Annotated in this window: 13 protein-coding genes, 1 tRNA gene and 2 pseudogenes; 11 read left to right on the top strand and 5 right to left on the bottom strand. The window is 66.9% G+C overall.

The window, feature by feature from the left end:
• Positions 1-38: 38 nt before the first annotated feature.
• Together ACQ452_RS21450 and ACQ452_RS21455 are read left to right on the top strand one after the other, a co-directional pair.
• Positions 39-115, top strand: a tRNA-Ile gene (locus ACQ452_RS21450).
• A 69-nt stretch (positions 116-184) separates the two neighbouring features.
• Positions 185-892: a hypothetical protein gene (locus ACQ452_RS21455; protein ID WP_433386908.1), complete on the top strand. Its 708-nt coding sequence runs from the start codon at positions 185-187 to the stop codon at positions 890-892.
• Here ACQ452_RS21455 and ACQ452_RS21460 read toward each other — a convergent pair.
• Positions 876-1740: pseudogene (locus ACQ452_RS21460) on the bottom strand (IS5 family transposase). The gene ACQ452_RS21455 and the pseudogene ACQ452_RS21460 sit on opposite strands and share 17 nt — an antisense overlap.
• A 51-nt stretch (positions 1741-1791) precedes the next feature.
• Between ACQ452_RS21460 and ACQ452_RS21465 the strand changes: the two are divergent.
• Positions 1792-2409: pseudogene (locus ACQ452_RS21465) on the top strand (site-specific integrase); the annotation flags it as partial.
• Here ACQ452_RS21465 and ACQ452_RS21470 read toward each other — a convergent pair.
• Complete coding sequence (locus tag ACQ452_RS21470) at positions 2406-2807, bottom strand: hypothetical protein (RefSeq protein ID WP_433386909.1); 402 nt, start codon at positions 2805-2807, stop codon at positions 2406-2408. The pseudogene ACQ452_RS21465 and the gene ACQ452_RS21470 overlap by 4 nt on opposite strands.
• A gap of 311 nt (positions 2808-3118) precedes the next feature.
• A complete protein-coding gene (locus ACQ452_RS21475) occupies positions 3119-4879 on the bottom strand; it encodes an RNA-directed DNA polymerase (protein ID WP_433386910.1) in 1761 nt (586 codons plus the stop codon).
• 38 nt (positions 4880-4917) lie between these two features.
• On the opposite strand from ACQ452_RS21475, the gene ACQ452_RS21480 reads away from it, so the two are divergent.
• Complete coding sequence (locus ACQ452_RS21480; protein WP_433386911.1) at positions 4918-5472, top strand: HDIG domain-containing metalloprotein; 555 nt, start codon at positions 4918-4920, stop codon at positions 5470-5472.
• Here the strand turns inward: ACQ452_RS21480 and ACQ452_RS21485 are convergent.
• Positions 5469-5939, bottom strand: a complete 471-nt coding sequence (locus ACQ452_RS21485) for an NUDIX hydrolase (protein ID WP_433386912.1) — start codon at positions 5937-5939, stop codon at positions 5469-5471. The genes ACQ452_RS21480 and ACQ452_RS21485 overlap by 4 nt on opposite strands.
• A gap of 4 nt (positions 5940-5943) precedes the next feature.
• Positions 5944-6702, bottom strand: coding sequence for an XRE family transcriptional regulator (locus ACQ452_RS21490; RefSeq protein ID WP_433386913.1), 759 nt, complete (start codon positions 6700-6702; stop codon positions 5944-5946).
• 136 nt (positions 6703-6838) lie between these two features.
• On the opposite strand from ACQ452_RS21490, the gene ACQ452_RS21495 reads away from it, so the two are divergent.
• From ACQ452_RS21495 to ACQ452_RS21525, 7 genes are all read left to right on the top strand, one after another.
• Positions 6839-7078 (top strand): helix-turn-helix domain-containing protein, encoded by a 240-nt coding sequence (locus ACQ452_RS21495; RefSeq protein ID WP_433386914.1) that lies wholly within the window; start codon positions 6839-6841, stop codon positions 7076-7078.
• The gene (locus ACQ452_RS21500; protein ID WP_433386915.1) at positions 7078-7308 is read left to right on the top strand and encodes a DUF6284 family protein; all 231 of its coding nucleotides are present in this window, start codon (positions 7078-7080) and stop codon (positions 7306-7308) included. Before ACQ452_RS21495 ends, ACQ452_RS21500 begins: the two co-directional genes overlap by 1 nt.
• Before the next feature lie 12 nt (positions 7309-7320).
• Positions 7321-7695: an RRQRL motif-containing zinc-binding protein gene (locus tag ACQ452_RS21505; RefSeq protein WP_433386916.1), complete on the top strand. Its 375-nt coding sequence runs from the start codon at positions 7321-7323 to the stop codon at positions 7693-7695.
• A 26-nt stretch (positions 7696-7721) separates the two neighbouring features.
• Positions 7722-8045: a hypothetical protein gene (locus ACQ452_RS21510; protein ID WP_433394302.1), complete on the top strand. Its 324-nt coding sequence runs from the start codon at positions 7722-7724 to the stop codon at positions 8043-8045.
• On the top strand, positions 8042-9862 hold the full coding sequence (locus ACQ452_RS21515; protein ID WP_433386917.1) for a DUF2637 domain-containing protein: 1821 nt from the start codon (positions 8042-8044) through the stop codon (positions 9860-9862). The genes ACQ452_RS21510 and ACQ452_RS21515 overlap by 4 nt, the downstream gene beginning before the upstream one ends.
• Before the next feature lie 395 nt (positions 9863-10257).
• Positions 10258-11568, top strand: coding sequence for a hypothetical protein (locus tag ACQ452_RS21520; protein ID WP_433386918.1), 1311 nt, complete (start codon positions 10258-10260; stop codon positions 11566-11568).
• Positions 11565-13775 (top strand): hypothetical protein, encoded by a 2211-nt coding sequence (locus ACQ452_RS21525; protein ID WP_433394304.1) that lies wholly within the window; start codon positions 11565-11567, stop codon positions 13773-13775. Before ACQ452_RS21520 ends, ACQ452_RS21525 begins: the two co-directional genes overlap by 4 nt.
• The last annotated feature ends 375 nt before the right edge of the window (positions 13776-14150 follow it).

The raw sequence follows: 14150 nt of genomic DNA on the forward strand, positions 1-14150 counted from the left end.
GTGGCGCACCGGACGGGATAGGATCCGGCGCGGTGTTGGGGGCGGTAGCTCAGCCGGTTAGAGCAGGGGACTCATAATCCCTCGGTCGCGGGTTCGAGTCCCGCCCGCCCCACCAGGCAAAACGCAGTTCATCGGATCTTTCCGTGGTGCCACTCGTGGTGCGAGCGAGCTACGGTCTGTCCCCATGGGGACAGCGAACGGGCGTGCGAAGCGTCAGCGCGGCGAGATTGAGGAACTGCCTAGCGGGTCGCTCAGGGTGAAGGTCTACGCGGGTCTCGACCCCATCACCAAGAAGCGGCACTACCTGACCGAAACCATCCCGCCCGGCCCGACGGCCCGGAAGGAAGCCGAGAAGGCGCGTACGCGCTTCCTGGCCCAGGTGGACGAGCGGCGCAATCCGCGGACCCGCGCGACCGTCGACCAGCTTCTTGACCGGTGGCTGGAAGTGCTCGACGTCGAGGCGTCGACCCGGCAGGGGTACGTCAAGAAGCTGAACAAGCACGTACGGCCGTTGCTCGGCAAGCTGCCGGTGGGTCGGCTGGACGCCGAGACGCTGGAGTCGTTCTATGCGGTGCTGCGGAAGTGTCGTGACCACTGTGGAGGCGGCCGGAAGACCATCGAACACCGGAAGGTCGGACCGCACGAGTGCACCGACAAGTGCCGGCCGCACGAGTGCAAGCCGCTGGCGCCAGCGTCGATCCGGCAGATCCACTGGATCCTGTCCGGGGCGCTGAACCGGGCGGTCCGGTGGCGGTGGATCGCGGTCAACCCGGCAGATCAAGCGGAGAAGCCCGGGATGCCTCAGCCCAACCCGCACCCACCAACGGCGCCAGAAGCGGCTCGACTGGTCACTCAGAGCGCGTTTCACATTGCTGTCAGTCGGGCGTGTTGAAGGTACGGCGTTGTTGGCGGGTGGCGGCTTCGCCTCGGGTGAGGCGGCGGAGCATGCCGCCGAGGGCGGCCCATCGGATCATGGCCTCGGACGTTGCGCGGTGGGTTTCGTAGTCGCGGGCTAGGCGGCGGTGGGCGGTGATCCAGGCCAGGGTCCGCTCCACGACCCAGCGGCGGGGGTGCACGACGAACCCTTTCTGGTCGGCGGGTTTGCGGACGATCTCGACGGTGGTGCGTAGCAGGTCGCGGGCCCAGTCGACGAGGCGGCCGGCGAAGCCGGAGTCGGCGAATACGTGCCGGATCGGGGTCGCTGCGTAGGTGGCGAGCAGGGCGCCTTTGGCGCCGTCGCGGTCCTGCCAGGACGCGGCCAGGACCCAGACAGTGACCAGCAAGCCGAGGGTGTCGGTGACGATGAACCGCTTCCGGCCGTTGATCTTCTTCCCGGCGTCGTAGCCGCGGGAGTCGCGGGGCACAGTGTCGGCGCCTTTCACGCTCTGGGAGTCGATGATCCCGGCCGTCGGTTCGGGCTTGCGGCCGTGAGCCACCCGGATCTGCTCGCGTAGTTCGGTCAGGATCCGCTCGGTCACACCCCGGTTGTTCAGCCGGTTGAAGTGCGCGTACACGGTCTGCCACGGCGGGAAGTCGACCGGCAGGTACCGCCACGCGCAGCCGGTGCGCACCACGTACAAGATGGCGTCGATGATGGCCCGGCGGGGATTTTTTTCTGGTCTGCCCATCCACTGCGGGGACGGCAGCATCGGCTCGATGATCTCCCACTCGGCGTCGGTCAGGTCAGACGGGTACCGCCGCACTCGATCCATGCCTGTCTACCGACCGAGCTACGTCCATCGACCGGACCCACTGTGCGACACGCCCGGCCGACCCACAAACCAAACGCGCTCTCAGGCGTGGAAGGACCCGGATTGGGGCGCGTTCGTGTGGGTGGCCATGACGACGGGAGCGCGACGGAGTGAGCTGTGCGCGCTGCGGTGGTCCGCAGTCGACCTGGACGCGGCCGTACTGACGCTGCGGAGCGCCCTGTACATGGACGACGCGGGGAAGCTGCGGGAGAAGAACACCAAGACGCATCAGCAGCGGCGCGTAGCCCTGGACGCGGAGACGGTAGAGGTGCTGCGCGACCAATTGGCCCGCTGCGAGGCACGTGCATCAGCGCTTGGCCTGTCGCTTCCCAAGGGCGGCTACGTTTTCTCGCCCGACCCAGACGGCAGCACTCCGCTGGTGCCAGACACGGCCACCCAGCGATTTAGCCGGATGGCCGCGCGACTCGGCATCACTACGAACCTGCACGCCTTGCGGCATTACTCGGCAACCGAATTGATCGCATCCGGTGTTGATGTCCGGACCGTGGCCGGACGTCTGGGCCACGGCGGTGGAGGAGCAACGACCCTCCGTGTATATGCCGCCTGGCTATCAGAGTCCGATCAGCGTGCCGCTGTCACCCTGGCTGCAAGGATGCCCTCTCGTCCCTCAGTTTCGCGAGCAAATCCAGGGGCCTAGGGGGATACGCCGGCTGTGGACCAGTCAACCAGCAGATTGTTGATTACTTCTGACGACGGAACCCCCACTACATCGGCAAAAAACTCGCTCACGCCGACCTCTAGCGCTATTCCCTTGACGGGATTCACGACAGCAAGCGCGTCTGGTATGCGTTGATGGGCGGCAAAGTACAACACTACGTATGCCACCATCTGACGAAGATCTACCGAGCGGAATGGCCGGTTCACCGCTTTTACCTCCACGAGCGTCTTAATTGACATCCCTGAGGAGTAGTCGTTCGCGATAAGGTCAGGTAGGCCCCCTGAGATCCACCCGCAACCGGGCAAGCTTGGCTCTACCTCTATCGAGGTAAACGCGTGCGTGAGGGTGCAATAGCTGTTGAGGCGCTTTGCCAGCATCAGCGCAACCTCGATTTCATCCTGATCGAGTTGATCGCCTAGATCGACTTGGTTGGCTACTTGAGTGAGCCGGCTCGTCGCCCTCTCGATTGCCCGCCGCAAGTTGGGCTTATCGCCGCGTTGATGATCCGCCCACAAATAGAACGCTGTCTCAGATACAAGGGCGTGCCTCCTCGGTCGATGTGCCCATTCAATTGGGGGAGCGAATCGCCGTGGGCCAGCATTTGAGATTCTTACGAAGTGTTCCAGGCGGGGCAGTATGGCATTCCAGTATGAGCTACTTGTGGTGGCAAACCGTTCAGCTGTAGGCATCAGAACGGAAGATCCTTGCGGTTGTCCTTCACGCGTTCCTCCATCCATTTCTTAGCGATGTCATCGAATCCGGAAATGCCCCGGCTGATGCTCTGTCGCCAGTGGCGCCCCTCGTCGCCAAGTGAGAATGAGGCCAGGAGAATGGCTCGCTGCACCCATGGATGGAGGTTCCTCCATTGCTTTCGCTTGTCCGACAGCCAGTAGTCTGCCTTCCAGCCGTGCATGAGGTACACGATATCGCGCTGGATAAAAGGCGGTGCCGATTCGAATAGCTTTGCTGCAAGAGGGACGTTTTCTTCGGAATGGTCGTGCTTGAGAATGCGGAGTGCGTAGGCGAGGTTTACGGGAACCATGACCCAGTACTCTTCAGCCTCAATCCTTCGGCGGATCTCTGCGGGGAGCTTCTTCGCCAGTGCTGGAGAGACATTCGGCAGCACCTCCTCTAGAACGCGCAGCACAACTGGAAGTGCTGGAGCTAGTACGTCTAGGTTCGCCACAAGCATTTCTGCGGCGGCGTCGCGAACCTCGACGTCGAAGAGCTTGATGATTCGTGCCAACTTCTTGACCACCGGTGAGTTAACGCGACTCTTGGCGACCTCGGCAGTTAGCATGCCGATAACATCGAACTGCTCGACGTCGTGCCTCAGGCGTTCGTAATCCTCATCTCTGGTATCCGAATAGGGATCGAAACGCAGGGATAGCTTGAGCAGTCGTCTTTCGTCGCGCTCTTGAGGGCTTAGTTCGTCCGAATCCTCGGGCAGAAGTAGAGGGGATCTAACGAAGTCCTTGGTGGAGAGCACCCGGGTCTTATGTCTCTGCAGAGTCAGCCCTTCGTTCCGTAGAAGCGCCTCGGTCAAAAACACTAGAGCCCTGAAAGCATCTTCTCGGGTGTCTGCAAATAGCCGGTAGTCGTCGGCGTAACGGCAGAACTTGATCCCCCTCGAAACTAGCAGTCGGTCAACGCGGTTCAAGAGGAGTTCTGAGAATATCCGGGCCGCCTGTCCGCCTACTGGCAAGCCATAGGATACGCCGCCAGAGAATCCTGTGAGCAGCTTGATTATTTTACTTGGAACATCGCCCACTTCTCCGAGAAGATTGAGGGAGTTCTGCAGCCGGTGGTGGTAGATCCTGCCGTAGAAATCTGCGATATCGCAGATCGCTATGTAGTTGTAGTTCTGGGCGATACTCTGGCTCGCCTCAGAGAAGCTATTCCAGGAACCGATCTCAAAAATGGAAGAGGTTTCGCGGTTGATGTTCAATCGATATGAGAAAACGGCCTGCTGAGAAGGGGGAATTCTTGCTGCTTCTATCTCTGGGGATATCCTCAACGCCAAGCCGAGCATGTACGCATTCCAAATGGGGTCTATTTGGGATACGTACCGGAATCCTTCGTAGGTGATTAGCGAAAGTGCGCCCTCGATATATGGCGGATGCGAATCAAGGGCCGACGTCAAGTTGGCGTCGATCTTTTTGAGGAGGGAGACAGTCTCATCTTTGCGATCGTGGAAGATGATATTTTCTGGTGCGAAAGGGAAGACATCCGTATCTCCCCAGCGTGAGATGTGGTTTACCGCAAGTTTGAACGATTCCTCTAGTCCGAGCAAAGTAGGGTCCACTTCGGGTGAGGGGTCGGAGTTGAGCATGGAATTTTCCCGAAGCTGGTGGCGTAAGGCAACCCCATAGGAGGTATCGGGCCTAAGTGCGAAATTGCCCATACCGCTTGAATCGCTCAAAACAGTAGTGGTTTCGATGGTGTACATCCGGGCAGTTGACCTCGGGCTGGCGTACGCTCGCTCGGATGACGAACTTCGAAGCCGCCTCTGGCCTAGCTCACGATCTGCTCGCTGACGCGCTGCCGCGTCGCTGGCTGCACGTACAGAGGGTTGCTGACAAGGCATCCGAGGTTTCTTCGGTGCTCGCTGCGCCTGATCGACCGATTCTCGTTGCTGCTGCCTGGCTGCACGACATCGGATACGCCCCCGGCGTTGAATCCTCCGGGCTTCATGCCCTTGATGGGGCTAGGTGGTTGCGCCGGGCGGGGTGGGACAAGCGAGTGGCGGACCTCGTCGCTTATCACTCTTGCGCAGCTTTCGAAGCTGAAGAGCGACAGCTTGAACGGGAGTTACGTACAGAGTTTCGGAATGAAGCGTCAGATGTAACCGATGCGCTGTGGTACGCCGACATGACGACTGGCCCTGATGGTCAGGATTTCGAAATTATGGAGCGATTAACGGAGATTCGATCTCGTTACGGACCGGATCACGTGGTCACGCGCTTCTGGTCGCGGGCGCAGCCTCAAATTATCGCTGCTGTGCGACGAACGGAGAGGCGGCTCGGGACACGTAAAGGCTAGCCGATGTAGGGCTCTTGTCGATGCTCGTACCCGTGATCGATGCGAAGTCGCATGGATGGATGGATTGGCAAGGAATCCAGGTCTTCGCGCCTGACCCAGCGGACTTCGGATGACTCGCTGCTTGTTGACGGCTCGCCGCCGACGGGGCAAGCGCGGAAGCAGATGGAGAACTGCTGACGCACTTCCCCGTCGCTGTACGCCATGACGTGCCTTGGGTCGGTATAGATGCCGACAATGCCCATGACTTCGACATCAATCCCTGACTCTTCCTTGGTTTCGCGCACCGCAGTTTCGGCGATGTATTCGCCAAAATCCTGGGCGCCGCCGGGGATTGCCCACAGCCCGTTGTCGGTCCGTCGGATGAGTAGTACCCGGTCCTGCGCATCGAGGACGAACACCGTCACCGCTGGAACGATGCTGTTCGGCTTCGGTGCTTGGGGGTCGTTGTAGTACTCGGTCCTCGCCATATCGTTAGCCTGCCACCACCGGCTCCCACACGGGTACTGAGGTTTCCCACACTCGGTCGAAGCTGTCTGCGTACGTGTCGAAGAGGTCGCCGCCGGCGAGCCGCCGTAGATGCATGACGGGAGTGTGTGCCGCAGGGAAGCCGAAGACGTGCGAGTTGACGAGCATCTCGTCATCGAACCGGAAGATGGAGTTGTAGAGCGTCGTCCGGTGGAAGTGCACCGTCACGCCCTGGACGTCGCGTAGGCGCTGATAGAAGGCGAGCACGTTCCGTACCTTGCCGCCCATCGCGTCGCCGATGCCTTCCTCGGCGCCTCGCTGCGCGACCTCGGGGCTATCCGGGTCGCCAAGGAGGATCTCGACTCGGGTGCCGGCCGCGGCCTTTGCCTTGAGCGTGGCGACCAGCTGCGGTTGCTGCTCAGGCAGGAACAGTCCTGCGTATACGAGGACGCCGATCCGGTCCTGTGCCTTTGAGATCAGCCGTCGCCAGAGGTCATCCGGTACGGCCGCCCTGCGCGGGTAGACCTGTACCACCTCGGATTCCGCCACGCGGTTGGCGCGTTCCTGTGGCGTGGCGTTCGGCCAGAGGTACGACTCGCTCTCCCTGACCAGCGCGGCGATCGCGTGCCGGTAGCGCGGGTATGGAGCGCGGCCCTGCGTGATCCAACGCTCCACAGTCTTCGGATCTACGCCCACATGTTCGGCGATCGCCGTCGGCGTGAGGCCCTTGCGCAGCATCGCGTCACGTAGCCGGTCGTTGGGCACTGTCGCCTCCAAGGGACGAGTAGGGACGACTGCACGCTATCAAGGACGTCCCTAGTCGTCCAGCCCTGTGGTGAAGGTGTCACCCTTCGCGATCGGAAGCTATGCGCACCCCAATCGATGAAGCGGAAGGACACCGATGAGGACCGATCGACCTGCTGGCCACCCCCAGCGGTTCTACACCGTCGCAGAAGCGGCTCAACTGCTGCGTACCTGCGACATGACGCTCTACCGATCGATTCGTGCGGGCGAGTTCCCGGCGGTCCGCATTCGCGGTCGGTACGTCGTCCCCGCGAAAGCCATCGACGCGATCGAGGCGGGCGCCCTCACCAACGGCCTGGTCGACGTGGCCGACTACTGCCCCCGGAGCGTGGCGTGATGACGACCTATGACCGTGAGCCCAGCGCGACGGAACTCGCTGAGGTTGAGCAGGAGTTGCCGCTGATCGAAGCCGAGGTTCTGCTGCTCGACGCACAGATCGTCGTGCTGACCAGCGACTCCGGGCCGACCGAGCTGGACTGGCAGCGGCTGCGTCGGGCGCAACGGCGCGTGCTGCGCGAAGCTCGCGAGCTGCTTGCTGTCCGGTCGTCTGCCAGCCGGGCTGCGTAGGCGGTGGTGACGGTGAGCCGAATCCGCGCCGCCTTCCATGACCCGGAGGGCACCCGGTACGGCATCCCCACGTTCTGGTGGCGCGGTGCCCCTGCCGGTTACGCCACCCGTCGGCAGCTGTGCGCTGCTGGGCTGTGTCCCGGTGGTCAGCCGGTGGCTGCTCAGGTGCTCTGGCGCGGTGTCGGCGGTACCCGCGCCGCCTACCTGTACCGGGTCGATCTGGCCCGGCCGAAGCGCACGGCCACCCCCGCCCAGCTTCGGGCGGTTCGCGCCGCGCTGCTCGCCCGCCGTACCTGCCGCATTTGCGGCCAGGTGCGCAGCTACTACATCCCGCGCTCGCTTGGCGAGTGCCTGACCTGTGCCTATCTGATCGAGGAGGACGAGTGAGTATCCGTAAGAGCCGGCGGGCCGTGTTGGCCGAACTGCTGCTGTTGTCCAACCCCGCTGCGATTCGCGTCCACTCCACCGGCGTGTCGTTGGCGGTCGACTTCGACAGCATCGCGGAACTGAAGTCGTGGCTGCACCTGGCCGGGCTCAACGACCCGGAGATGCTGACCGGTGAGCACCAGGGCACCACCGACGATGGTCGCCCGTACCGGCAGATGAACGCCTACCCGACGTGGCACGGCTGGACGTTCTACGCCACCGCCACCGACTACACCGACGGTGGCGCGCACCTCGACGCGCAGACCGTCGACCGGCTTGCCGCCGCCGTGGCTGTGGAGGTGGCGGCATGACGATGGTCGGTGACCTGACGGGCCTCGCCAGCAACGACCGGCGGGTGGCGCGAGAGTTGGCCGCCGCTGAGCGGGAGCGGTTGGCGGTGCAGCAGCGCATTGAGGTCGAGAATGCGGCGGCGGATCGGCGTTTGCGCACTGAGGAAGGCCGGCTACGCCTGGACGCGCAGCGCGACCAGGTCAAGGCCAACCGGCGCGAGCGCCGCCGGGTCGAGCGGGACGCCGCGCGGGCGGCGAAGCGGGAGCGTCGGCAGGCCCGCCGCCAGGAGCTGGCCGGCTGGTGGGCGACGAAGACTGCCTACGTGCGGGACAACGCCGCGGCGGTCTACTCCGGCCTGATCTACGGCCTTGCCGTGTCCGGCGCGGTCTACGGGCAGGTCGACGCGGCCCGCGCGCACAACCTGCCCACCCCGGTGGGGGTGGTCGCCGCGGTGGCGATCGAGGGCACTGGCCTTGCGATGGCGTTGACCGCGCAGCAGCAGCGCCTCAAGGGCGAACGCGCGATGCTCGCCCGGTCGCTGGTGTGGGTGTGCACGGCCATCGCGGTCGGCATCAACGCCTACGGCCACAGTGCGGAGCCGGTGAAGGCGGCGGGTCTGTCGGTGCTTTCGGCGCTGGGCATCATCGTTTACGAGGTTCGCTCGGGTGCGAAGCACCGTAAGGCGCTGCGCGAGGCCGGGATGATCCCGGAGCCTCCGGAGCGGTTCGGGTGGCGCCGGTGGCTGACGTACTTCCGGCCGACGTTGGAGGCGTGGAAGCTCGACGTCCGTGACCGGCTGAGCCCTGGCGCTGCCGACCTGATCGCCCGCGCGGAGGCTCGCCGGGCCGCGCAGCGTCGTGAGGCGCTGGTGCGGGAGGTGGCCGATCGGGCGCGTAAGGCCGCGACCAAGGCCACCCGCAAAGGCGACGCCGGAGCCGCCCTCGCCGCGCTGGTACGGCTGGCGTCCACCGGTACCCCTGCCCCGCTGCTGGCCCTGCCGTCCCCGGGCCGGGCAGAGGCAGACGCCGCCCGTGCCGACGCCGCCGAGGCGCGTCGGGCGCAGGCACGAGCGGAAGCAGCCACCCGCACGGCTGTCGAGCGGGCGAAGGCGGAAGCAGCGCGACGCGCCGGGGCGGAAGCGGAAGCAGCCGCGATCGTGCGTCGGGCGGAAGCGGACGCACGCGCCGCCGTCGAGCGGGCGGAAGCGGAAACGGCGCGTCGGGTCAAGGCGGAAGCGGACGCCGCAACGGCGGTGCGCCGGGCGGAAGCGGAAGCAGCGAACGTGGCGCTGGCGCGTCAGGCGGAAGCGGACGCACGACAGGCGTTGCAGCGCCTTCGGATGGAAGCGGAAGCAGCGCGCACCGATGTGCGCTCCGAGACGGCGCGAGCAGCCCGCACACAGGGTCAGCTCGACGCGGCGCAAGCCGAATGGCAGCAGCGCCTACAGGCTGTTGAGGCCGACGCCGCACGGGTTCGGCAGGAGCTGGCCAGCGAGCGCGAAGCCCGGCACCGGGCAGAGGCTCGCGTCGAGACCATCAGCCAGGAAGCCGAAGAGCTGCGGGCGGCGGTTGCCCTGGCTGCCGCTGAGGCGGCCCGCAAGACCCGCCGCACCCCCGCGCCCGCACGGACCGAGGCCGAACCGGTGCTGTTCAACGCCAAGCCGATCCCGCTAGTGGAGCGGGTCAGCGCGGCAACCGTTCTGGCGGTGCTCGAAGCGCGCCGGGACAACCCGAAGGCGAACCAGAAGCAGCTTGCCGCGCTTGCGAAGACCAGTGACCGCACGGTCCGCAAGGTGTTCGCCGCCGCGCAGACCAGTGACCACAACACCAGCAGCTAGCCCCGCCCGGCGGCACGGCCCTTGGCTCGCAACCCGTGCCGTGCCGCCGGCCCTCAGCCCCTCAGCCCTTACGGACGTCGGGAGAGGACACCCATGGTCCCAGACCCGACCGCATCCCACGTATCCGGCTTCGTCCTGGGAGGAACACCTGTCATGTCAGCAACGTCGAGTACGCAGTCTTACCGACCGCATGTCACCCCGCCGGTTCGGTCGAAGGGGTCTCGGGCGGGGGTAGCCGTCGCGGTGACGGTCGGTGGCCCGGTCGGTGTGTTCGCTGCCGGGTTCGGCATGGCGCGAGACGCGCAGCTCACCGCGTGGCTCCTGCTGGCCGTGCTGATCGCCGCCGGTGGTTACGGGATCGTGCGGCTGGTGCTGCGGTCGGTGGCGGGTTCGCGGTGAGCACCACCACCATCGACGCCACCGCCGCGCCGCCCGCTGACAGCGAGCCGGATCCCGCCGCCGACGACCCGGCCAGCCCTGGCGACCTGCCGGAGACCGACGCGGACGAGCTGCCCGCGGAATCGCCCGGCGACGACAGCGACCCCGATTCGGAGGCTGACGGCCCGGCCGGGTTTCCCGGTGGCGCGATCCTGATCAGCGTCGGTGACGTCCTGGCCGTAGGTAGCGGGGCGGTGTTGGCCGGTGCCGGTGGGTTGGGGGCGTTGCTGCTGGCCGCCGCCGCGACCGCCGCCGCAGGGCTCGCCCTGACCGAGCGCAAGAACAAGCGCAAGCGCGACGCCGCCGCAGGACGCACCGGCCAGACCGCGCGACCCTCCCGCCGGGCCGCCGCCGCTGGCGGCATACCCGGCGGGGGTGGTCGGGGCCGAGGCAAGCCCGGCAGCGGAAAGGGCACCCCCGGCGGGGTGTTCGGCCGCAGCAAGCCCGGCGGCAAGAACGGCGGTGCGGGCAAGCCGTCCGCCGGTGGTGGCCCGTTCGGACGGAGCAAGCCCAGCAAGGGCAAGGGTTCCGCCGGCACACCCGGCGGCCTATTCGGCAAGGGCAAGCCCGGCGGGTCGAAGGGCTCCCCGGGTGGCCTGTTCGATCGCGGTAAGCCCGCCGGGTCGAAGGGCACCCCCGGTGGCCGGAGCAAGCCCGCCGGTAAGGGCATGAAGCCCCACCTGATCAGTGACCCCGGGCTGCGGCCCCGCACGGGCGCCACGCCCCGAGGAAAGACCAGCGGCCCGAAGGCGTCCCCGAAGGCGATCGCTGGCCCGGATGAGGCCGCGCGGAAGGCCGAGGAAGCCCGCAAAGCCAACGAGACCAAGCCCACGACCGACGAGACCAACAAGGCCACGACCGACAAGAACGGCAACGACAGCGGCCCGGCTGATGTGGCCGGTCTGCTGGCACTCATCTCAGGAGGTGCGCAGATGGGTCAGTTCCCTCTCCCCGGAGCCGCGAGCGAGTTCCGCAGTGCGGCGAGCAGGTACACGCCCGATGACATGTACGAGTTCGGGGCGCACCTGGCGCAGATGCCCGCCGCGATGCTCGACATCGCCGAAGGGCTCAAGGCGATGGCGTTGCGCACGCACGCCGAGCGGCCCGTCGACCCCCGCGTGGTGGAAGCCCTCGCCGCGCTCTACCAGGTGCAGCGCGCCACGATCGCCGCCGCCGAAACCATCGCCCCGGTGTTCCGCAAGGTCCACGAACGCGACCTCGCCCGCCGCGAGGCCCCCCGCACCAACGAGCAGGAGTGGAACGTCTGATGACCATCACCAACAACCCGATGGTGCCCCCGGCCAACGCACCGGGGGCCACCCCCACCCCCGCCACCGCTCCCGCCCCGGCCAAGCCGGCACGGGGGCGGGCCATGTCGTGGGCCGCCTACGCCCTGTCGACGTGGCACTGGCGGCACCCGCACCCCGCGTGGGGCACCCTCAATGCCGCCGGTGCCACCCTCGGCGCGGCCAGCATGGCTGCCGCCGCTGGCGTGCCGGGTCCGTTCGCCGCGATCGGCGGTGCGCTGGGCGCGGCGGGTGCGGTCGCTGCGGGGATGGCGGAGGACCAGCCGGGGCATCGGCTGCTGTGGCGGGGCTGCTGCTGGATGATGCCCGGCACCTGGGCCACTACCGCGCTGATGACTGACGCGATCTGGTCGGGGTGGGCACTGGGCACCCTGGCCGCCGGCACGGCTGGGTTCGCCACCGCCGCGACCGCGATCGGCCGCTCCCGCCGCCGCCGGGCCACCGCCGCCCAGGACCGGGCCGCGATGCTCGACGCCGCCGCCCGCCGCGATCGGCTCGCCGCCGTGTGGGAGGCGCGCATCGCGCGGGTCACTGACGTGAAGGTCCGGGTGCGCAACGTGCAGGGGTGGGCGACCCGGACCGGGTTCACCCTCGACGCCGACCTCCCCCCGGGCGGGGCGACATGGCGAGACATCGCCCGCCGCACCGAAGGACTCGCCGCCGACGCCCGACTGCCGCACGGCTGTGAGGTCACCGTCGAGCCGGGCGACAGCCGCGGCGCGGTGCTGCTGCACGTCTCCACCGTCAACGCCCTGTCCCAGGATCACTACCTGGACGACTACAGCCCCCTGTCGATCAACAACCCCCTCGCCATCGGGCCGCTGCGCAACGGCGAGCAGGCGCTGATCAACCTCCGCTACGCGTGCGGGGTGCTGGTCGGGCAGACCGACTCGGGTAAGACCAACCAGTTGCAGACCATCAACACGCAGCTCGTGCGGTGCGTCGACACGATCGTGTGGCAAATCGACCTGGCCGGTGGTGGGCTGTCCCGGCCGTGGGTCACCCCCTACGCCGAAGGCCGCGCCCCTCGTCCGGCCGTCGACTGGGTGGCTACGAACGTCGCGGAAGCGGAGATCATGGTTCGCGCCGCGATCGAGATCATCAACGGTCGTAAGCCCGCGTACCAGCAGCGGATGCGGCAGGCCAACGACGACAAGATCCCGGTCGGCCCGGACCTGCCCGAGATCGTGATCGTGGTGGACGAGATCAAGACCGTGCCGCCGCACATCGTGAACATGCTCGCCCAGATCAGCGACACCGGACGCGCCGCCGGAGTTCGCACCCTCTGCTGCGCCCTGCGCGCCACCGACGACTACCTGCCCATCGCAATCAAGGAACAGGCTCGGATCCGGATCGGGATGCGGGTCACCGACGACAAGGAACTCAACTACCTGTTCGGCTGGAAGTACAACATCGACGCCGAAGCCGCCCCCTACCAAGGCACCGGCTTCCTTCTCGCCGGCACCCCCGGTGAGGCCGCGCCGATGCCGTTCAAGGGCTACCGCACTGACCCCGGCCGCATCGACGCCGCCGCGGTCGCGGTCGCCCCGTGGCGGCCCGACCTCGACGCCATCTCCCAGCAGTTGGCCGGACAGGTCACGGTCAGGGGCACCCGCGCTTACACCGACCGGTGGACGCGCACCATGCCCACCCTGTTCACCGAACCCATCACCATCACCACCCCGCCCCCGGCCCCGCCGGCGCCGGGCGTCCCGGCGGCCCCGACGACCAGCACCGCCCCGGCCAACGGTGGTCGGGGTGGCGACATCAGCCACTTGTTCGACCCGATCCCCGGAGACACCCTCGACGCCGCGCTCGACCGCTTCCGCACCATCGCGGCCCGCAACGTGACCGAACTCGGCATCGACATGGCCGCCGCCCTCAACCACCTCAACCCCAACCCGGTGCCGGAGTTGCTGACCCGCGCTCTCGACGCCACGGAGGCCAACGGCGGGCGCATCCACACCGGAGACCTCGCCGCCCGCCTCGACATGGACCCGGCCACCCTCGGCACCGAACTTAACCGGCTGCTGCGCGACGTCGGCGTCGAGCGGCACAACGCCACCGGCAGCGTCCGCATCGGCGACGCCGTAAAGCCCGGGTACCACTCCGCAACTCTGCGTGACGCCATCGACGCCTACCGGGCCGGTGGCCAGCGCGCCGCCTGAGCCTCACACAAACCGGCGTGTGGGTCACACACGAACGCCTCACACAACCGTGTGACCCACACGCCCCGTCCCACCCCTGTCCCATGCACTGAACTGCCCGTGAAGGCGTGTGACCCACACACCCCAACAGGGGGGTCCCGGCCCGAAAACCGGCCCAGCACCCCCCTTCCCTCACACGCCTGACACGCCCCACACACACCCACACGCCGGAGCACCCCCGGCGCGATCCCGCACACCCACACACGACTACCCGACGTAATCAACGGCGCGCTTCGCGCACTCACCCCCGGGTGGCCAGCGCCCGCCCCGGCACCGGTCACGCCCGCCGCACCAGGAAGGAGGGACACCAGCCATGAACCTGCTCGATACCCGGTG

This window comes from Micromonospora sp. KLBMP9576, assembly GCF_050941805.1.
Taxonomy (GTDB): domain Bacteria; phylum Actinomycetota; class Actinomycetes; order Mycobacteriales; family Micromonosporaceae; genus Micromonospora.